This is a genomic window from Streptosporangium sp. DT93 (assembly GCF_049844535.1).
Lineage (GTDB): Bacteria > Actinomycetota > Actinomycetes > Streptosporangiales > Streptosporangiaceae > Streptosporangium.
In genome coordinates this window covers 1-20,688 of sequence record NZ_JBNCLF010000034.1, presented here as the reverse complement: position 1 = coordinate 20,688, position 20,688 = coordinate 1, and the positions used below count along the sequence as shown (strand labels likewise).

Sequence of the window (20,688 nt, the reverse complement as noted above, 5' to 3'; positions counted from 1 at the left end):
CTCGTCGGGCGGCCGGGACCGGGCGGACCTGGCCGTGACATACCGGCCGGGGGAAGGTGCTGCTGTCGGACGCGCACGACGACGATGACGCCGACCGGCCACCGGGCACCGAAGCGGTCCCCCACGAGCGCGCACCGGCCCGGCGGCTGGTCGTCGCATGACTCCCCCGAGCGGGACGGCGCGGTGTCGCCGCCTACCACGATGCTGCGTCCGCCGGGCGGCGCGGTCCAGCACCCGTGAGACCCCATTCCCATCGGGACAGGTCGGAGCCGTCGCGGCGTCACCGGAGGAATGAAAGTTTCCATCGGGAACGCGGACCGCCGCCCGATCCCCCGAAGAGGTGACGTGGGCGTTGACGCCCAGGTCCTCGGGGTCCTGCTCCGGCTTGTCGGCGCGCCGTACTCGGCTGTGAGTTCCACTCGGCCTGGCGTACGTCATCCGGCGCGTTCCCGCCCGGTCCTCCGACGCGACCACGCGCGCCGTCGCCACGCCCGAGCTCCTGGTGGTCGACCCCGGGCTCGGCGCGCACCTGACCGGCCCCGCCCCGGCGAGACTCCTGGCCGCCATGACGACGAGTCACGAGGTCGCCGCATCAAGACGGCTCGCGCCCAGGGCCCGGCCGTGCCGCGGCCGGCGCCTGAGCGACAGGAGGCCATGCGGTCATTGTGAGTAGGGGCGAGTCTCCAGGTTCGCGGCGAGAACGTCGAAATGGCGCCGCCGGCTCCATTCGGCGCGGTCGCCGATGACGTACAACCGCCGCCTGGCACGGCTGACCGCCACATTGAGCAGGTTGGGGCGTCGCGCCGCCCAGTTCTTGGCGCCCGGCCTATCCGGGTCGCCGCCGAGGATCAGGATGACGACATCGGCCTCCTTGCCCTGAGCGGTGTGCACGGTCCCGACCCGGACATTTCGGTGGGGGGCCGCGTGCCGTACCGCGCCCTGGACCACCTCGCGGAAGGGGGCGATCACCATGATCTGCCCGGGATCCACGCCGTAGACGTTGACCAGGCCGTTCAACACCCAGGCCAGCGCCTTGCCCTCCTGGGGGATCCAGTGCCCCTCCGCGTCGGCGCCGCTCACGTCGATCCACGCGCTGGTGGGCCATTCCAGCGGCTCGCCGGGCCGCTTCCCGTACACCATGAGACCGTCGTAGGCGATCTTGTTGGAGATGCCGAACATCGGCTGGTCGCATCGCCGGTGCACGCGCAGGGGGGCTCCGACCCAGCTGGGCTCCCCGTCGGTGGGCACGTACGTCCCGTAGACGTTGGTGTGGTCGGCCAGTTGCTGCACCGATGTCAGGCCGGGTACCCAGCGGCTCTCCGGCACCTGGAAGGCCCGGCGCAGCGCCTCCAGCGCGGTGAAGGGCAGCGGGACGACGGGTTCGAGCTGAAGCGGGTCGCCCACCACGACGACCCGGCGGGAACGCCAGATCGCCCCGGCCGCCGCCTGTGGCGTCGCCTGACCCGCCTCGTCGATGAACAGCCATCCCAGGGCCTCCTGGGTGAGCTGGGGGAACATGCGATCGATGGAGGAGAACGTCGTCGAGACCACCGGGACGACGAAGAAGAAACTCTGCCACGCGGCCCGGATGGCGTTCTGTTCGACCTGTTTCGGAACCGCGCCGGCAAGGACGTCCATCGCGCCTTGCAGGTTCCTGCGCATCGTCCCGGCCTGGGCGCGCAGGAACGCCTGGTGCAATCGCAGCGCCTCGGCGAACAGATCCGTGCGGACGGCGTTCCACCGCGGGTCTATCCATGGCGCGCTGTACTCTCGCACGGAGTCGTCGGCCCACCAGTCGTCGCCCGGGACGAAGCCGCCCAGGGCGTCGAGCAGCGGTGCGAGCCGGCGGCGCCTTTTCTCGACGTCATCGCGAAGCCGGGCCAGCGTGGCGTGGACCGCGTCCAGGCGGGCGGAGACACCGGCGATCTGCCGCTGGATCGCCATGGCCATCTCGCCCACCTGACCGGCCTTCTCCTCCGCCGCGTCCACGCCCTGCGCCAGGATCCGGTCCTGCTCATGCCACACCCGCGTCGCCTTGCCCAGGGTGAAGATCGCGGTGATCAGGCTCGGCTGGAACGTCTGGTGCTTCTGCCGCTTGTGCAGCCACTGATCGATCTCTCGTCGTGCCGCCATGAAGTCGGCCTCGGCGGCGGCGAGCCGCCGCCGGCCGAACGCGAGATCCTCCTCGAGGCCCGGCAGCTCACCGCCGGCCTCGTCGATCTCGCGCGACAGCCGGGAGATCGCGCGCTGGTCGAGCAGGATCCCCGCACGTTCGTCCTGGAGCTCGCGCGCTCTGCCGTAGGCCCGGGTGAAGCGCGCGACGGCCTCGGCCCACCCGTCGGTGTCGTTCTTCAGGGCCTCCTGTTCCCAGTGCTTCAGCACGTCCATGAGCCCGCGTTGCTCGGGGGTGGGCTCGGTGGCGGGCGGGGTGGCGGGCAGGCTGAACCAGGCTTTGTCGATGAAGTCCTGGCGATAGCTCTTACGCCCGAGGCGCGCGGCGCCGAGGCCCCAGGCCGGCTGGCCAAGTACCCGGCCGCCGATGTCGGCGAAATAGTCGGTGCCGTCGCGCCAGGGTGGTAGGAAGGCGTCCCGGCCGGGAATCTCCAGGGTGACGTTCTGCACGGCGCCGTTGTTCGCGGAGGCGACCACGATCTCGAAACCGGTGAGGTCCTCTCTCCAGGCGCGGACCACCCGCTTGTAGTCGCCGGTCGTCCATTGGTGGGTGCCGGTGAACGCCTGGCGAGGGTCGGCGAGCCGGGAAAGCCTGTGCGCGCGCTCGACGACGATGGCCGCGATCAGATCGCGGAGCATCGTGGTCTTCCCCGTGCCGGGCGGGCCGTTCACCGCGAACATTCCCGATCCGCGGGCGAGGCCGGCCATCACGCTGTTCACCGCGAACTGCTGGCTCAGGGCGAGCGGCACCTCCTTGGCCTGCGGCCACCGGCCGAGCGGCACGAGGTCCGGCGCCACGCCGTCGAAGACGACCTGGGGACGCTTCCGCACGTCGATCCGCTCGGGTTCTGCGGTGCGCATGTACGCGTCCAGTGCGGCGCCGTACCGGCCGCCGCGTATGGCGTCCGAGACCCGGCGGAGATCGCCGATGATGAAGCTGTTGAGGAAGTCCGCCCCGTCGTCGAGGAGGAACTCCCGTTTCTTCGACACCTGAACGCTCTTGACCATCAGTCCCTCGGGACTGAGGACTTTCTCAGCGCCGATGCGCTCGGACACCAGGTCGAGCAGCGCCGCCAGATCGCCGTAGTCCAGCGTACGGCTGACGCGATGCCCCCTCTTCAGCAGCTCGGCGGCGCGCGCGTCGTTCTTGTAGGCGTGGATGGCACTCTCCAGCTCCGCGCTCGCCGCGTCGCACGCCTCCTCGAACCCGTCCAGCCAGTCGTGCCGCGCCGGCCCCCGGTGCAGCGTGCGCTCCGTCGCCCACGCGCAACTGGAGAACACCTCCGATCCGAACAGCGCCCGGCCCTCGTCGAGGATGGTGAGGGAAAACAGCGCGCTGGAATCGGTCGACGACGCGTCGAAACCCTCGGGATCGGCTCCGAACATGTGCTCCAGGAACGCGCGGACCCGGTCGCGCTTGAAGATGCCCCCATAAAGGGTGTGCCGCCAGGTGAACCCCGGCCGGATGGTCCGGGCCCGCAGTTCGTGCCCTCGCTGCCAGGGGAGGGGGCGACCGGCGCTCACGTCGAACACCGGCGTCAGCGCGTCACGCGGACTGGGTTTGGGCACGCTCTGCGGACTGAAGAACTCGCAGGCACGCCAGTAACCGACCACGCGCGCACGCTGGTCGTTGAGAGGGGACACACTGCTCCCAGAAGATCGACTCGGGAGCCTCGGCGGATGGCTCCCCGGACCGCGCATGGCGCTAGGGATCACCAGATTAATCGCGCCGCGCAGGTATGTCCGGTAAACCCGAGATCACAATTCCGGTATGACCTATATCTACAGTTGAAAATACGAAAATAACTATAAATAAGATATTGGGCCATAAAGTAGATAAATGGCGAATAGTGGCATTACTGGCGCTTTCGCCTCGGAGGCGGCCAGGCCGCCCGAGGCGCTTCGCCTGTCGTCGCGGGTCTAGACCTGTCTAGAAGTCCGGTATGTAGCGATGTGTCGTGGTCGCTGAGCAAAGAGATCTCCGGTACAGGGTTCGACGACCAAAAAACCCGCACACCGGAGATCTGGTGATCACCCTGGACAAGGAGGTCCGGTCAGCAGAGGAAGGGCGGCTCGCGGAGGTGAGCCGGTCATCGATCCTGACGTACGGCGCGGCCGGAAGGGCGTTGAGGTCGTTCGTCACACATCGATCCTCAACACCCCTCGTCGCGCTTGCGCCCTGGAGTCGAGGGCGGATTCGTCTGTCCTGGGGCGCAGCCCGGGTGGGCAACGCCCGGCCCGCTGCCGGGGTGCCTCAGGGGCGGGCTCATCAGCCGGTACGGATAGCCGTACCGGCTCTCCTCTGCAGGACTTACTCGCCCAGGGGCCGTCCCGTGTCCGGGTCGCGGAACCTGGGGCGCTAGAAGGTGAAGCCCTTGTCCGTGCCGGTCCCCTGGGTTCTCTCCAACTCGGCTCCCAGGCCCGGCACCAGGCGTTCGAGGGCCTCGTGCCATTCCCGATGGCGTCCGGGGTGTTCCACCATCGCTCCGCACGTCCTGCACATGAGTGGCTGGGGCAGCGTCATGCGAGATCCCTTCGTAGACGATCGGCCGCGCCGGCCCTCGGCGACGGAACGCCTCAGGCCGGATCCGGTTGAACGGCGTCTTCCCTGCGGGATGTGTCCGGAACCGGATTTCCGGACACTTTCGTGTGCGTTTCTTCGGGAACCACGTCTGGACCGCCGGAGAGCACGCGCATCGGCCGCCCGTACCGGGACACGTTCCCGCCCGTACGGGCGAGGTCAGGACGGCGTGGCGGGCCAGTACTCGTCGCGCAGCAGGCGCTTGTAGAGCTTGCCCGTGGGGTGCCGGGGCAGCGCGTCGCGGAAGTCCACCGACCGGGGGCACTTGTAGATCGCCAGGTGGGCCTGGCAGTACTCGATCAGCTCGGCCTCCAGCTCCGGGCCGGCCAGGTCCATCGAGGCGGGCTGGACGACGGCCTTGACCTGCTCGCCCATCTCCTCGTCGGGTACGCCGAAGACGGCCACGTCCGCCACCTTGGGGTGGACGGACAGGACGTTCTCGGCCTCCTGCGGGTAGACGTTGACCCCGCCAGAGATGATCATGTACGAGCGGCGGTCGGTGAGGTAGAGGAACCCCTCCTCGTCGACGTAGCCGATGTCGCCCAGGGTCGTCCAGCCCCGGCCCAGCGGGTCGCGGGAGGACATCGTCTTGGCCTCGTCCCCGTGGTAGACGAACTGGGGCCCCTCGGAGAAGTAGACGGTGCCGTGCTCGCGCGGCGGCAGCTCGTTGCCCTCCTCGTCGCAGATGTGGATGACGCCGAGCAGCGGGCGGCCGACGGTGCCCTTGTGCTCCAGCCAGTCCTTCGAGCCGACGTACAGGAAGCCGTTGCCCTCGGTCCCGGCGTAGTACTCGTGGACGATCGGCCCCCACCAGTCGATCATCCGCTCCTTGACCGGGATCGGGCAGGGGGCGGCGGCGTGGATCGCGCACGCCAGCGACGACAGGTCGTAACGGGTGCGGGTCTCGTCGGGCAGTTTGAGCATCTTGATGAACATGGTCGGCACCCACTGGGAGTGGGTGACGCGGTGGCGCTCGATGAGCGCGAGCGCCTGCTCGGGGTCGAACCTCTCCATCACCACGATCGTGGCGCCCAGCCGCTGGAAGCTCATGGAGTAGCGCAGCGGGGCGGCGTGGTAGAGCGGCGCCGGGGAGAGGTAGACGCTGTCGGCCGAGGGCGCGAACAGGAACTGGATGAGCTGGAGCAGCGGCCCCGGGGTGTCCAGCGGGGTCGCGGAGAGCGCGGGCTTGACGCCCTTGGGGCGGCCCGTGGTCCCGGAGGAGTAGAGCATGTCCGCGCCCTGGCACTCGTCCTCGACGGGCGTGGAGGGGCGGGCGTCGACCGCCTTCTCGTACGGCTCGAAGCCCGGCGCGGTGCCGTCCGTCATGAGCCTGAGCCGGACCTTGGGGGTGAGGTCGGTGATGGAGGCGGCCACGTCCGCGAGCGAGGCCGAGGAGATGAAGACCTGGGCCTCGCAGTTGTCGACGATGTAGGCGAGTTCCTCGGTCTTCAGCCTGGAGCTGATGGCGGTGTAGTAGAGGCCGGAGCGGTGCGCGGCCCAGGCGACCACCAGGAACAGCGGGTGGTTCTCCAGCATGAAGGCGATGTGGTCACCCGGCCGCAGCCCGGCGGCGCGAAAGAGGTGGGCGAGGCGGTTGGACTGTTCGTCCAGCTCGCGGTAGGTGACGACCTGCCCGGATTCCGCCATGATCACAGCGGGCTTGTCCGGCGATACTGCTGCGATGGCTCCCGGGTGCATGAAACCGAACATTACTCGGTTAGGGGTTCGGTGAGAAGACCCGCACGCCACGGAGCCCGGCCCCCACCTGGGGGCCGGGCTCCTGTCGTCCTGAGCGGCACGGCCTTGACCCGGTCCTCGCGTGGAGGCCGGACCCCTGCTCGTCGTCCTGAGCGGCCGGGCGGCCGTGGACCCGGCCCCCGTGTGAGGGCCGGGCTCCGCGCGCCCGAGGATCAGGCGTGGTGGTAGACGGGCTTCCAGCCGCTCTGGTAGCCGTTGGGGTGGCCGTGGTGCCCGCGGCTCACCTTGACGTAGATGTGCTCGGCGTTCTTACCGTCGAAGGAGTAGTGGGCGGGCTTCTTCGAGCAGTTCTTGAAGCTGGTGAAGTCGGTCGAGCCGTCGAAGCCCACGACCTTGAAGGTCTCCCACGCGCAGGAGTGCCGGGACTTGCCCCACCACTTGTGGTTGGTGAGCGTGCTGTCGACGGTGTAGTGGTACTCGTGCGTCCACTTCCACACGTGCTTCTTGTACCACTTCTTCACCCAGTCGCACTTCTTCTTGCCGTGGTGCCAGGTGCACTTCTTGACGACCTTGGAGTACTTCTTCCAGTACCAGTGCTTCGCGGCCTTCTTCTCCACCGTGACCTTGCCTTCGGCCTCGGCCCGCTCGTCACCGGAGGTGTAGGGCCCCCAGGTGTCGGCGAAGTAGGGGGTCGTCGCGGTGACGGTCTGGACGGGGACGGCGGTCTCGGCGTTGGCCATCGCCGGGGCGCCCGTCGCGAGCAGGGTCGCCGCACCGGCGCCCAGCATGATTCGGGTGACGAATCGCATGTGAGGGGTTCCTCTCGGGTGTGAGGATTTTGTCTCCCCTGTTGTATGACGTCCCGATTGCCCGTTACTTTCACCTCGCTTGAATCCCGAGGTCACTCCGCTGATCACTTTCTACTTCCTACGATAAATCAGGAAATATCGGCAGAAGAAAGCCAGTCGCCGGAGGGGGCGTGAAACCCGGACCGCCGGCAGGACCGGGGAAGACGGTGCCCCACGACTGAGGCCGGACGGACAAAAGCCGGACAGCAGGCGGACGGCGGACGGCGGACGGCGGACGGACGGAAAGAAGCCGAGCGGAGGCCGGACGGCGGACCGACGACGAACGGCCCGCCCCGGGATCGCGCCGAACGCGTTCCCGAGGCGGGCCGTCACGGTGACCGCGGGTCAGGCGGTGGTGCGCCCCGACGTCCCGGCCGTACCGGTCGTATCGGCCGTACCGGTCGCACCGCTCGTCCGGGCCGGGGTGAGCGCGATGGCCAGGACCTCGCGCACGTCGCTCACCGTGTGCACGGTGAGCTCGTCGCGCACGGCCTGGGGCACGTCGTCCAGGTCGGGCTCGTTGCGCGCCGGGATCAGCACGGTGGTGATGCCCGCCCGGTGGGCGGCCAGCAGCTTCTGCTTGACCCCGCCGATCGGCAGCACCCGGCCGGTGAGGGAGACCTCGCCGGTCATGGCCACGTCGGCGCGGACCTGCCGCCCGGACAGCAGCGAGGCCAGGGCCGTGATCAGCGTGACACCCGCGGACGGACCGTCCTTGGGGACGGCTCCGGCCGGGAAGTGGACGTGCACCGAACGGTCCTTGAGGGACCCGACCGGCAGCTCCAGCTCCGCGCCGCGCGAACGCAGGTAGGACAGGGCGATCCTCGCCGACTCCTTCATGACGTCGCCGAGCTGGCCGGTCAGGGTCAGGCCGGTCTCGCCGGTCTCGGGGTCGGCCAGTGACGCCTCCACGTAGAGGACGTCGCCGCCCGCCCCGGTGACCGCCAGGCCGGTGGCCACGCCGGGCACCGCCGTACGCTGGCTGGACTCGGGAAGCGAGGACTCGGGCACGTGGCGCGGGCGTCCCAGGTAGGGCACGAGGTCGTGCACCTCCACGGGCAGCTCGCCCTCGCCGAGGGCGACGTTGGCCGTCACCTTGCGCAGGATCCTGGCGATCGAGCGCTCCAGCGAGCGGACCCCGGCCTCCCGGGTGTACTCGCCGGCGAGCGAGCGCAGCGCGTCCTCCCCGACGGTGACGTCGTCGGCGGTGAGGCCGGCCTTGTCGAGCTGGCGCGGGAGCAGGTGGTCGCGGGCGATGGCGACCTTCTCGTCCTCGGTGTAGCCGTCGAGCGTGACGATCTCCATGCGGTCCAGCAGCGGGCCGGGGACGGACTCCAGCACGTTGGCGGTCGCCAGGAACAGCACGTCGCTCAGGTCGAGCTCGACCTCCAGGTAGTGGTCGCGGAAGGTGTGGTTCTGCGCCGGGTCGAGCACCTCCAGCAGCGCGGCGGTCGGGTCGCCCCGGTAGTCGGAGCCGACCTTGTCGATCTCGTCGAGCAGCACGACCGGGTTCATCGACCCGGCCTCGCGGATGGCCCGGACGATCCGGCCGGACTGCGCGCCGACGTAGGTGCGCCGGTGACCGCGGATCTCGGCCTCGTCGCGGACGCCGCCGAGGGCGACGCGGACGAACGTACGGCCCATGGCGCGGGCCACGGACTCGCCGAGGGAGGTCTTGCCGACCCCGGGAGGACCGGCCAGCGCGAGCACGGCGCCGCTGCGGCGCCCGCCGACCACGCCCAGACCCTTCTCGGCCCTGCGCCCGCGGACGGCCAGGTACTCGATGATGCGGTCCTTGACGTCGTCGAGGCCGGTGTGGTCGGCGTCCAGGACGGCGCGGGCCGCGGCGATGTCGTAGGAGTCCTCGGTCCGCTCGTTCCACGGGATGTCGAGGACGGTGTCGAGCCAGGTGCGGATCCAGCCGGTCTCGGGGGACTGGTCGGAGGTCCGCTCCAGCTTGTCGACCTCCTTGAGGGCGGCCTCGCGCACCTTGCCGGGCAGGTCGGCGGCCTCGACACGGGCGCGGTAGTCCTCCTCCTCGGAGGCGGAGGTGTCGCCGTTGAGCTCGGCGAGCTCCTTGCGGACCGCCGACAGCTGCTGGCGGAGCAGGAACTCGCGCTGCTGCTTCTCCATGCCCTCCTGGACGTCCTTGCGGATCGTCTCGGCCACGTCGAGCTCGGCCAGGTGCTCGCGCGACCACTCGACCAGCATCGCAAGGCGCTCGGCCGGGTCGGCGGTCTGGAGGATCTCGGCCTTGCGCGGGGTGGTCAGCCAGGGGGCGTAGCCGGAGTTGTCGGCGAGCACCGACGGGTCGCTCATCTGGTTGACCGCGTCGACGACCTGCCAGGCGCCCCGCTTCTGCAGGATCGTGGTGGCCAGCGCCTTGTACTCCTTGGCGAGCTCGTGGGCCCGCTCATCGGCCGCGATCACGGGGATGACCGTGGTCTCCACCCACAACGCGGCACCGGGGCCGGTCGTGCCGGTGCCCACCCGGACCCGGTCGGCACCCCGGACCACAGCGGCGGGCTCGCCGCCGGGAAGCCTGCCCACCTGCTCGACGATCGCCCGCACGCCCACCGGCCCGTACCGGCCGTCGATCCGGGGAACGAGCAGCACCTCGGGCTTGTTCTCGGTGAGAGCCTGCGCCGCGTCGATCGCGGCCCGGACCTCGGGCTCGGACAGGTCAAGCGGGACCACCATGCCCGGCAGCACGACCTCGTCGTCGAGCGGCAGGACCGGAAGGATCAAGCTCTCACTCATGTGAACTCCAAGGGTTGAGTTATAGACACTCAATTAATGGGAGCCTCAGAATGTTCCCGAGGCTGAGCGTGTTCACTGTGGGCGATCGTAATCATGTAATCGGCCCCGTCGGTCATCCTTACGGGTCCCTCCCGTGACGCACCGGTCTCCCCTGTCGCTCACCGGCACCTCACACCACCCTCACGCCCCCCTTGACGGCGCCTCGCGGCGCCCGCGGGAGCGTCCGGACGGCCTTCCCGACCGAACCGGACGGCCCTCCGGACCGAGGTGGTCCCCTGGAGGGACCCCGAGGTGTCACCCCACGGTGGGACGCGGGGTGGATCAACGCTGTCTAGGCTGTTCCGGTGACCTCCGGCCCCGCGCGACAGTTCCTCGCACTGCGCGCGCGGCGGGTGTGGAAGACCCTCGTACGGCTCACCCTCCCGCTCACCGAGGCGCTGGTGACCGGGGTGCCCGACCCCGCCAGGCCCCGGTCACGCCGCCTCGCCCCCCGCGTGCCGCACGCCCTGGGGCTGCTGCCGTTCCGGACGATCGACCTGGTGCTGCTGGGCGACCTGGTGCTGACCTTCGTCCTGTTCACCTCCGGCCTGTCCTACCTGCGGACCCAGGCGGTCGCGGCCCACTCCCCCCTCGACCGGGAGGCGCTCGTTTTCGCCGCCCTGGCCTTCTCCCTGCCGCTCGCGCTGCGCGACCGGTGGCCGCTGGCCGCCTGGCGGTCGGCCTTCCTGCTCGTCCCCCTGGGGATGGTCGTCTCACGGCAGTTCATCGGCGGCGTTCCCTACACCGCGGCCGCCTCGATCATGTACGCGCTCGTGGTCTACACGGTCGCGGTCCGCTCCGAACGGCACGTCACCGTGGGCGCGTGGGTCGTCACGGCCCTCGGCGCCTGGATCATCCACCCCGACTCGATGGCCGTCGTCACCGGACTGGTCACGGCGAGCGTCCTGTTCGGCCACAACGTGCGCGCCCGGCGGCTGGCCGCCGGGCTCCTGGCCCAGGAGGAACGGCGCAGCGAGCGGGCCCTCGCGGCCCAGGCCGCCCTGGAGGAGCGGGCCAGGATCGCCAGGGAGCTGCACGACGTCGTGGCCCACCACATGTCGGTGATCGCCATCCAGGCCGAGGCCGTCCCGCTGCAGGCGGCCGGGGACGCCGCGCGCCTGGAGGAGGGGCTCGGGCAGATCCGCGCGCTCTCGCTCACGGCCATGACCGAGATGCGCCGCGTGCTGGGCGTGCTCAGGGACGGCGACGGCGACGGAGACACCGCGCCGCAGCCGGGACTCGGCCGCCTGGAGGAGCTGGTCGGCACCGCGCGCTCCGCCGGGCTGACCGTGACCCTCGGCCTCGGGGGCGACCTGACCGGGCTGCCCACGGCGGTGAGCCTGTCGGCCTACCGCATCGCCCAGGAGTCGCTCAGCAACGCCATGCGGCACGCCCCGGGGTCCACCGTCTCGATCAAGATCGTCCGGTCCGGTGCCGAGCTGCGCGTCCAGGTGGCGAACAGCGCCGGGCACCGCTCCTCCGACCGGCCGGGACCGACGGGACACGGCCTGATCGGGATGCGCGAGCGCGTGTCCATGCTCGGCGGGAGCCTGTGGATCGGGCCCGTCGGCAACGGGTTCGCGGTCACCGCCATACTGCCGATCATGGAGAAGACATGACGATCCGGGTGCTCATCGCCGACGACCAGGGAATGGTACGGACGGGTTTCACCGTGTTCCTGAGTACACAACCCGACATCGAGGTCGTGGGAGAGGCCGCCGACGGGAGCGAGGCCGTGGCGCGGACCGCCGAGCTGCGGCCCGACGTCGTCCTGATGGACGTGCGGATGCCGGTCATGGACGGCCTGGAGGCGACGCGGAAGATCACGGAGGGTGCCGGCCCCGTGCCGAAGGTGCTGATCCTGACCACGTTCGACCTCGACGACTACGTCTACGAGGCGCTGCGGGCCGGGGCGAGCGGGTTCCTGCTCAAGGACGCCTCGGCCCAGCAGCTCGCCGAGGCGGTCCGCGTGGTGGCCTCCGGGGAGGCGCTGCTGGCGCCCTCGGTGACACGGCGGCTGATCGCGGAGTTCGCCCGCGTCGGCCCGCGCCGGCCGCGCGGCCGGCTGGACGACATCACCGAACGTGAGACCGAGGTGCTCGCGCTCATCGCGCGGGGCAGGTCCAACCAGGAGATCGCGGGAGACCTCGTCCTGTCGGAGCAGACCGTCAAGACCCACGTGGGCCGGATCCTCGCCAAGCTGAACCTGCGCGACCGCGCCCAGGCGATCGTGTACGCCTACGAGACGGGCCTGGTCCGACCGGGGGAGTGAAACCCCCGCGGCCTGACCGCCGCCCGGACCCAGACGCGGCGGGAAGCCGCCCCGGCAGGGCCCCGTGCCTCCGGTCTCCCGGTGGAACGTCCGTCCCGGCCGGTCCGGGTCGCGATGTGCTCACATCCTCCGGGAACCCTCCGCGAGCCGGTGTCCTCCGTTCGCCTCCGGCCGGCCGGGTCCCACGGCCGCGCGAGAGCCGCACGTGGTGAGGCCGTGGTGGCCGGAGCGGACGTCCACCGTCCAGACGCCCTCGAACAGGTCGAGTCCCCGGGAGGCGATCACGATCGCCGCGCTCCCGCCGCCGACCGGCAGCAAGGGGCGCACCTGTTCCGCGTCCGCCACGTTGTCCAGCACCAGCAGCACCCTGCGTGACCGTACCGTGTCGCGCAGGGCGAGGACCTGCTGGTCGAGTGGGCGCCAGGGTCCCGGGGCGACGCCGAGAAGGTGCGACAGGCGGTCGACCAGGGCGGCCGGGCCGCGCGCGCCGCCTCCGACGTCGACGTAGAACCGGCCGTCCGGGAAGTATTCGTGGAAGTACGCGGACGCCCGCACCACGACCGCCGCCTTCTCGGTCTCGGAGTCACTGATGAGCTGCACCACCTTGAAGCCATGCGAGCCGGGGTCCTCCTCCCGGCAGCAGACCGGCTCCTCGACGAGGATCTGGCGCATCCATTCGATCAGCGCGCTCCTGCCCCCCCGCCACGGTTCGCCCCGGTGACACGTCTGCGAGGGGAGGGGTTCCGGGCCCGCGAGCGGGTGTGCCGGCCCGGGTGGGGCGACCGCCGGGCGCCGGGCCACCTGCCGGAATCTCTCCGACGCGTCGTCCCGCATCCGCAGGGCCTCGGCCAGCAGGTTCACCGACTTCCGGTGCGGCCTTCCCGTCCGGCCGCACTCCAGGTTGGAGATCGCCCGGACGCTCACGCCCGACCGTTCCGCCAGTTCCTCCTGGGTGAGGCAGGCATTCTCCCGGAGGGCCCGCAGCAGCAGCCCGAACTCGTTGGGGCGAAGGGAACTCCGTTCGCACGCCGACCCCACTTCTGACCACCCCCGTCTCCCCCCTGTCCGGCACCAAGGCCCAGGGGGTCATGTTCTCGATGGTGTGATGAGCACCCGAGCGTCATGTGGTGAGCCGGACGGCCCTCTCCCCCGCCCGCGGGCCGGCTTCCACACGCCCGGTGCCGGCACCGGGCAGGGCGCGAGATCCATCGCCGATCCGGCTTCTCCTCGATGGGTGACGGAGGTGCCGGCGGGCGGCCGGGTCCCGGGAACGCTGGACGAGCTCCGGAACCCGGCCGGCCGGGTTCAGGGCGACGCGACCGGGTCGAGCAGGTCGGCGGCGATCGCCTCGACGTAGTCGGTGATCGTGATGTCGCGGTCGAGATACGGGACGATCTGGCGGGTGCGGTCGTAGAGCCGCCGGGTGGCGGTCGACAGGCCCTCGCTGCCCCGGATGTCCACCGCCTGGCAGGCGCAGAGCAGTTCGAAGGCCACCACCAGGCTGGCGTTCGTGAGCACCTCGCGGGCGCGCCTGGCCGCGACGAAACCGAACGAGACGATGTCCTGGAAGTCGCCGGTCGTGCTCAGCGACTGCACCGACATGGGGATCGTCAGCGTACGGGTCTCCGCGGTCACCGACGCCGTCATGAACTGCCCGCCCATCAGGCCGAGCCGCAGTCCCGGGTCCTCCCGGCACAGGAACGCGGGCAGCCCGTTGCTGTTTGACTCGTCCAGGAACCGGTCGATCCGGCGGTTCGCCAGGTTCGTGATCGTGGCCAGTGACAGGATCAGCTGGTCCATCGCCATCGCCACGTACTGGCCGTGGAAGTGACCGTTGTGGAACACCTCGACCTCGTCCGGAAGGATCAGCGGGTTGTCGTTGGAGGAGTTCAGCTCGTCCTCGAGGGTCGCGCCGACCGAGGTGAAGATGTCCAGCACCGGGCCGAGGATCTGGGGCGTGCACCGGACGGAGTAGGCGTCCTCGATCGGCTGGGAGCCGTGCCTGGTCTCCTCCCCCATCTCTCCGGCGAGCACCGTCTCGGTGTCCCCCTCGTTGACCGCCAGCCGGGAGTCGTGCAGCGCGTCCCACAGCCTGGCGGCGACCGCGCGCTGGCCGCGGTGCGGCTTCAGCAGGTGCACGCGCGGGTCGAAGGGCTTGGTCATGCCGCGCAGCCCTTCCACCGACAGGGCCGAGACCAGCATGTACGCGTCCAGCAGCCGGCGGGCCCGCTCGAAGACCATGCCGCCGAGCCCGACCATGCCGGACGTCCCGTTGATCATGGCGAGGCCTTCTTTGAAACTGAGCGTCATCGGCTCGACACCGGCACGCCGCAGCGCCTCACCGCCCGGCAGCGTCTCGCCGCCGAAGCGGGCCTTCCCCTGGCCGATGCACACCAGTGCGATCGCGGCGAGCGGGCCGAGGTCGCCGCTGGTGCCCAGCGACCCCTTCTCCGGCACGCACGGCACGACGCCCGCGTTCAGGATCTCGATGTACTTGTCCAGGTTCTCCAGCGAGATCGCGGAGTTGCCGCGGGCGAGCGACACGATCCTGGACAGCATGATCGCCCGCACGGTGGTGTCGTCGAGTACGGGCCCGACGTTGGTGGCCACCGCGTTGATGAGGTTCTCCTGAAGCTGCTGCGCCATCGTGACCGGCACGAGCCAGTCGACGAAACCGCCCATGCTGGTGTTGACGCCGTAGATGACCCGCTCGTCGACGACGAGCTTCTCGAGCGTCCGGCGCGAGGTGGTGACCCGCTGGCGCACGGAGGCGTCGAGGGCGACGGGAGACGCGTTCCTCACCACCGACTCCAACTCGTCGAGCCTGACGCGCTGGTCCACGGAGAGCGTGAATGTCACGATGTCGGTCCCCACTTCCTGGGTTGCGGTTACGAAGATGTGTTCGACGACGGAGCTCGGCCGATGCCGGTCGGACCGGTACGCCGGTGACGGGAGGAAGGGCCTCCGGCCGTCAGTCGCGTCCTGTGCGTTGCGCCATCTGGAGCAGCTCGGCCAGGCCCATGTTCTTGATGTTGTCCGTTTTGTCGACGTTGTCTGTTTCCGTCGCGTCCGGCCGCTCGGCGCGTCCGGCGAGTTCGAGGAGCGCGTCGAGCAGGCCCGCCTCACGCATCCGGGAAATCGGGATTCCGGTGATCGTCTCGCGGAGCTCGGCCTCCTCGCGGTCCACGACCGGGGACGCGCCCACCCCTGGAAGCAGTTCGGCGAGCAGGTGCGCGGCGAGCGACTGCGGGTCGGGATGGTCGAAGACCAGCGTCGCGGGAAGCCGCAGACCGGTGGCGGCGCTCAGCCGGTTGCGCAGCTCGATGGTGGTGAGCGAGTCGAAGCCGAGATCCTTGAAGGCCCGGTCCGGCTCGACGGCGGCCGCGCCGGAGTGCCCGACGACGGCCGCCGCCTCCGTTCTGACCAGCTCCAGAACGAACGGCGCGCGGTGCTCCGCGGGCATCGCGGCCAGCCTCTCGGTCAGGGACCGCTCTGCCACGGGCCCGTTCTCGACGACCCTGCGGGCACGCGTGCGGACCAGCCCGCGGAACATCGGCGGCACGTCCGCGTCCCGCGCCCCGAACTCCAACGGCACCGGCAGCAGGACCGGTTCGTCGAAGCTCCCGGCGGCGTCGAGCAGCGCGAGTCCCCGTTCGGCGGTCAGCGCCTTGGCGCCCTTGGCCCTCATCCGCTGCAGGTCGCCCTCGCCGAGCCCGCCGCCCATCCCGTCGCCCGCCCACAGGCCCCACGCGAGGGACTGCGCGGGAAGGCCCCGGGCACGCCGGTGCTGGGCCAGCGCGTCCAGGAAGGTGTTGGCGGCCGCGTAGTTGCCCTGCCCGGCGCCGTCCAGGATCCCGGCGCTGGAGGAGAACAGGACGAACGCGGCCAGGTCCGTGTCCCGGGTGAGCACGTGAAGGTTCCAGGCCGCGTCCACCTTGGGACGCAGCACGGCGTCGATCCGATCGGGCGTCAAGGCGGAGAACACCGCGTCGTCGAGCACGCCCGCGGTGTGCACGACCGCCGTCAGCGGCTGTTCCACACCGGCCAGCAGCGCGGCCAGGGCGGCACGATCCGCGATGTCACACGCCTCGATCCGCGCGGTGGCGCCGTACGCGGCCAGCTCCGCCACCAGCTCCTCGGCGCCTTCGGCCTCGCGTCCGCGCCGGCTGACCAGGAGCAGGTTGCGCACGCCGTGCTCACCGGCCAGATGCCTGGCCGTCAGACGGCCCAGCGCTCCCGTGCCCCCGGTGATGAGCACCGTGCCGTCCGGGTCGAGCCGCGGCGGCATGGTGAGCGCGATCTTGCCCACATGCTGCGCCTGACTCATGTGGCGGAAGGCCTCCGGCGCCCTGCGGACGTCCCATGTCCTGAGCGGCAACGGCTTCAGCGCGCCGGTGCCGAACAGGACCAGCAGTTCGGCGAACATCTCCCTGATGCGGTCCGGGCCGGCGTCCAGCAGGTCGAACGCCTGGTAGGCGACCCCCTCGTGTTCCTCGGCGACCTGTCCCGCGTCGCGGACGTCGGTGATGCCCATCTCCACGAACCGGCCGCCGCGCGGCATCAGCCGCAGGGAGGCGTCGAGGAACTCACGGGCCAGCGAGTTCAGCACGACGTCCATGCCGTGCCCGCCGGTCGCCGAACGGAACTCGGCCTCGAAGTCGAGCGTACGGGAGCCGGCGAGGTGCGACCTGTCGATACCGAGGCCGGTGAGCGTGTCCCACTTGCCCGGTGACGCCGTGCCGAAGACCTCGGCGCCGAGGTGCCGGGCGATGGCGACCGCCGCCATGCCGACGCCGCCCGCCGCCGCGTGGATCAGGACCCGCTGTCCCGCGCGGAGCCGCCCCAGGTCGACCAGGCCGTACCAGGCGGTGAGGAACACCAGCGGGACCGTCGCGGCCTGCTCGAACGACCAGCCCGCCGGAACCTTGGCCAGCAACCTGTGGTCGGCGACCGCCACCGGTCCGTAGGCGTTGGTGAAGATACCCATCACGGGGTCGCCCGGCCGCATGTCCGTCACGTCGGCGCCGACTTCGAGGACGACGCCGGCGCCTTCGCCACCGATCTTCCCGCCCCCCGGATACAGGCCCAGGACGATCAGCACGTCGCGGAAGTTCATGCCGGCCGCGCGGATCGCGACCCGGACCTCGCCGGCCGCCAGCGGCGCGGCCGATTCCGGGGAGGGCACCAGGGCCAGGTCGTCCACGCCGCCACCGCCGGTGGCCTGAAGCCTCCAGTGCCCGTCCCGCGGCGGAACGAGGCTTGCCGTCGTCCTCGCGGGTCTCAGCCTGGCCACGTGGGCGGCACCGGCCCGGACAACGACCTGCGGCTCGCCGGACGCGGTGATCGCCGCCAGCATCCCGGCCGCGGCGTCCCGGTCGTCGGTGTCGAGCAGAACGATCTGGCCGGGGTTCTCCGCCTGCGCGGCCCGGACCAGACCCCAGACCGCGGCTCCGGGGAGGTCCGTGACGTCCTCGCCGTCCAGCGCCACCGCGCCCTGGGTCAGCACGACCAGCCGGGACTCCGCGGACTCCGGATCGGCGAGCCACGCCTGGACCCTGGCCAGCACCTCGGTGGTCGCCCGCCGAACCGCGCCGGGCACCTCACCGCTCGCGTCGGGCACGACCGGCAACAGGACGGTCCTGGCCGGGGCATCACCCGGCACCGCCCGGGTGTCCCCGTCGGGCCGCTTCGACTCCAGCGGTTCCCAGGCGACCCGGAACAGTTCCCGGTCCAGGGCCGAGGCCGTCGTGAGGGTGCCTGCCGGACGCCCCACCAGGGCCGCGACGGTCAGTACCGGTCGGCCGGACTCGTCCGCGATCAGCATCGTGGAGGTGTCGGCGTGCCTGCGGACGCCGACTCGCAGCCTCGTCGCTCCCGTGGCGTGCAGGGTGACTCCGCTCCACGAGTAGGGCAGCAACGTCCGGCCGTCCTCTTCGAGGAGAACCTCGGCGTGCATCGTGGCGTCGAGCAGGGCCGGGTGCATGCCGAACCGCTTGGCCTCGGCCCGTAGCCGTTCGGGAAGAGCGACCTCGGCGAAGATCTCGTCACCGCGCCGCCATGCCTTCCGCAGGCCTTGGAACGCCGGCCCGTAACCGTAACCACGGTCGGCGATCCGCTCGTAGGCCCCGGTCACGTCCATCTCGGCGGCTCCCGGTGGCGGCCATTCGACCAGGTCGAACTCGGGCTCCGCACTCCTGTCGGCCAGGACGCCCTCGGCGTGCTGGATCCACTCCTCCCCGTCGCGGGAGTAGACGCTGACCGTTCGCGCCCCCTCCTGATCCGCTCCGCCGACGATGACCTGCACCTGAACGCCGTCCTCGGCAACGACCAGCGGCGCGTGCAGGGTCAACTCCTCAAGCACCCCGCAACCGACCTCATCAGCCGCCCGAACGACCATCTCGACGAACCCCGTCCCCGGAAACAGCATCCGCCCCAGCACCACATGATCGGCCAGCCACGGCTGCGCCTGAACCGACAACCTCCCCGTGAACACCACCCCATCCGAATCCGGCGAGAACACCGCCGCCCCCAGCAACGGATGCCCCACCACCTCCAACCCCGCCGCCCCCACATCCCCCACACCCGACACCGCATCCACCCAATACCGCTCCCGCTGAAAGGCATACGTCGGCAGATCCACCCGCCGAGCCCCCGGGAAGACCGCCCGCCAATCGATCTCCACCCCCGCCACGAACAACCGCCCCAGCGCCTCCATCAACCCCGACGCCTCACCCCGATCCCTGCGCTGCACCGCCACCACCACCGACCCCCCCGTCGCTGATCCTGTTGTCCCTGGCATCCCTTCCGGACTCACCGGCGATTCCGCCCGCGTCGATCGCACCGAGCCCGGTGCCCACTCCGCCGGCCCGGCCGTCGCCGGCTTCGCTGTCGTCCCCGAGCCTGCTACCGGCTCCGCCACCCGGTTCGCTTCCTCCACCGGGTTCGCCACTCCTGCCGAACTCGTTGCCGGACTCGTTGCCGTGCTCGTTGCCGGGCTCGTTGCCGGGCTCGCTTCTGTTGCCGACCGCGCCTCCGCTACCGGAGCGGCCACTACCGGGGCGGCCCCTACCGCTGCCCCGCCGGCTGCTTCCGCGGCGATCTCCTCCAACACCTGGCCCACCATCGCCGACAACACCCCATCCGGCCCCACCTCAACAAACCGCCGCACCCCCTCACCCACCAAACACCGCACCCCATCAGCAAAACGCACCCCCTCCCGCACATGCCGCACCCAATACTCCACACCCACCTCACCCACACCCACCAACCCACCCGACACATTCGACACCAACGGCACCACCGGCTCACCAAAACCCACCTGCTGCAACACCACACCAAAATCAGCCAACATCGGCTCCATCAACGGCGAATGAAACGCACGCGACACCCGCAACACCCGACTCCGACGCCCACCACCCACACCCTGCACACCAACACCATCCCCGTCCACGCCGTCCACACCATCCAGGCCCTGCAGGCCCTCCACCACCGCAGCCACCCCCGCCGCCTCACCCGACACCACCACCGACCGCCCACCATTAACCGCCGCAACCCCCACACCCACACCCACACCATCACCCAGCAACGACACCACCTCACCCTCAGACGCCTCCACCGCCACCATCACCCCACCCCCACCCAACCCCTGCATCAACCACGCCCGCCCCCACACCACCCGACACGCATCCTCCAACGAAAACACCCCCGCCACATACGCCGCCACCACCTCACCCAACGAATGACCCCCCACAAAATCAGGCCGCAACCCCCACCCCTCCAACAACCGAAACAACGCCACCTCAAAAGCAAACAACCCCGGCTGAGCCCACCCCGTCTCCCCCAGCACACCCTCCTGCACACCCTCCCCCTGCTGCTGCACACTTTCACCACCGAACACCACCTCCCGCAACACCTCACCCACACCCACACCCGAGGTCACGCCCGCACCCGCACCCGCACCCGCGTTCACCCCAGCACCGGCACCCGAGGTCATCCCCGCACCATCAAGCACCCCACCCAGCACACCACTCAACGACGCAGCCGCACGATCAAACCCCGCACACACCTCATCGAACGCCGCCGCGAACACCGGAAACGCCCCATACAACTCCCGACCCATCCCCACCCGCTGCGACCCCTGACCACTAAACAACACCGCCGTCAACCCCTCACACACCGACCCCACACCCCCACCACCCGACGCCAACTCCACCAACCCCGCCACCCCACCCACACGATCCCCCGCCACCACCACAGCACGCCGCTCAAACACCGACCGAGTCGTCCCCAACGACAACCCCACATCCACCAACGACACC

At 70.5% G+C, this 20,688-nt stretch carries 10 protein-coding genes; 2 read left to right on the top strand and 8 right to left on the bottom strand.

Going from position 1 to position 20,688, the window contains the following annotated elements; genetic code table 11:
• Positions 1 to 660 precede the first annotated feature (660 nt).
• From ACLQ2R_RS38505 to lon, 5 genes are all read right to left on the bottom strand, one after another.
• Positions 661 to 3,816 (bottom strand): DEAD/DEAH box helicase, encoded by a 3,156-nt coding sequence (locus ACLQ2R_RS38505; RefSeq protein WP_425966365.1) that lies wholly within the window; start codon positions 3,814 to 3,816, stop codon positions 661 to 663.
• Between the two features lie 715 nt (positions 3,817 to 4,531).
• Positions 4,532 to 4,696: a hypothetical protein gene (locus ACLQ2R_RS38500; RefSeq protein ID WP_386237524.1), complete on the bottom strand. Its 165-nt coding sequence runs from the start codon at positions 4,694 to 4,696 to the stop codon at positions 4,532 to 4,534.
• 216 nt (positions 4,697 to 4,912) lie between these two features.
• Positions 4,913 to 6,451, bottom strand: a complete 1,539-nt coding sequence (locus ACLQ2R_RS38495; protein WP_425966364.1) for an acyl-CoA synthetase — start codon at positions 6,449 to 6,451, stop codon at positions 4,913 to 4,915.
• Between the two features lie 212 nt (positions 6,452 to 6,663).
• Entirely contained in the window at positions 6,664 to 7,260 is a 597-nt protein-coding gene (locus ACLQ2R_RS38490; protein WP_425966363.1) for a hypothetical protein, read from the bottom strand.
• A 384-nt stretch (positions 7,261 to 7,644) separates the two neighbouring features.
• On the bottom strand, positions 7,645 to 10,059 hold the full coding sequence (lon, locus tag ACLQ2R_RS38485; protein WP_425966362.1) for an endopeptidase La: 2,415 nt from the start codon (positions 10,057 to 10,059) through the stop codon (positions 7,645 to 7,647).
• A gap of 344 nt (positions 10,060 to 10,403) precedes the next feature.
• Here lon and ACLQ2R_RS38480 point away from each other — a divergent pair, with 344 nt between their 5' ends.
• Together ACLQ2R_RS38480 and ACLQ2R_RS38475 are read left to right on the top strand one after the other, a co-directional pair.
• Positions 10,404 to 11,717 (top strand): sensor histidine kinase, encoded by a 1,314-nt coding sequence (locus tag ACLQ2R_RS38480; protein ID WP_425966361.1) that lies wholly within the window; start codon positions 10,404 to 10,406, stop codon positions 11,715 to 11,717.
• Positions 11,714 to 12,370 carry a response regulator gene (locus tag ACLQ2R_RS38475; protein ID WP_425966360.1) on the top strand — a complete coding sequence of 219 codons (657 nt, stop codon included), beginning with the start codon at positions 11,714 to 11,716 and terminating at the stop codon, positions 12,368 to 12,370. The genes ACLQ2R_RS38480 and ACLQ2R_RS38475 overlap by 4 nt, the downstream gene beginning before the upstream one ends.
• Before the next feature lie 120 nt (positions 12,371 to 12,490).
• On the opposite strand, the gene ACLQ2R_RS38470 is transcribed toward ACLQ2R_RS38475, so the two are convergent.
• From ACLQ2R_RS38470 to ACLQ2R_RS38460, 3 genes are all read right to left on the bottom strand, one after another.
• Positions 12,491 to 13,408, bottom strand: a complete 918-nt coding sequence (locus ACLQ2R_RS38470) for a helix-turn-helix domain-containing protein (protein WP_425966359.1) — start codon at positions 13,406 to 13,408, stop codon at positions 12,491 to 12,493.
• A 267-nt stretch (positions 13,409 to 13,675) separates the two neighbouring features.
• A complete protein-coding gene (locus tag ACLQ2R_RS38465) occupies positions 13,676 to 15,229 on the bottom strand; it encodes a phenylalanine aminomutase (D-beta-phenylalanine forming) (RefSeq protein ID WP_425966358.1) in 1,554 nt (517 codons plus the stop codon).
• 112 nt (positions 15,230 to 15,341) lie between these two features.
• Positions 15,342 to 20,525 (bottom strand): SDR family NAD(P)-dependent oxidoreductase, encoded by a 5,184-nt coding sequence (locus tag ACLQ2R_RS38460; RefSeq protein WP_425966406.1) that lies wholly within the window; start codon positions 20,523 to 20,525, stop codon positions 15,342 to 15,344.
• Positions 20,526 to 20,688 lie beyond the last annotated feature (163 nt).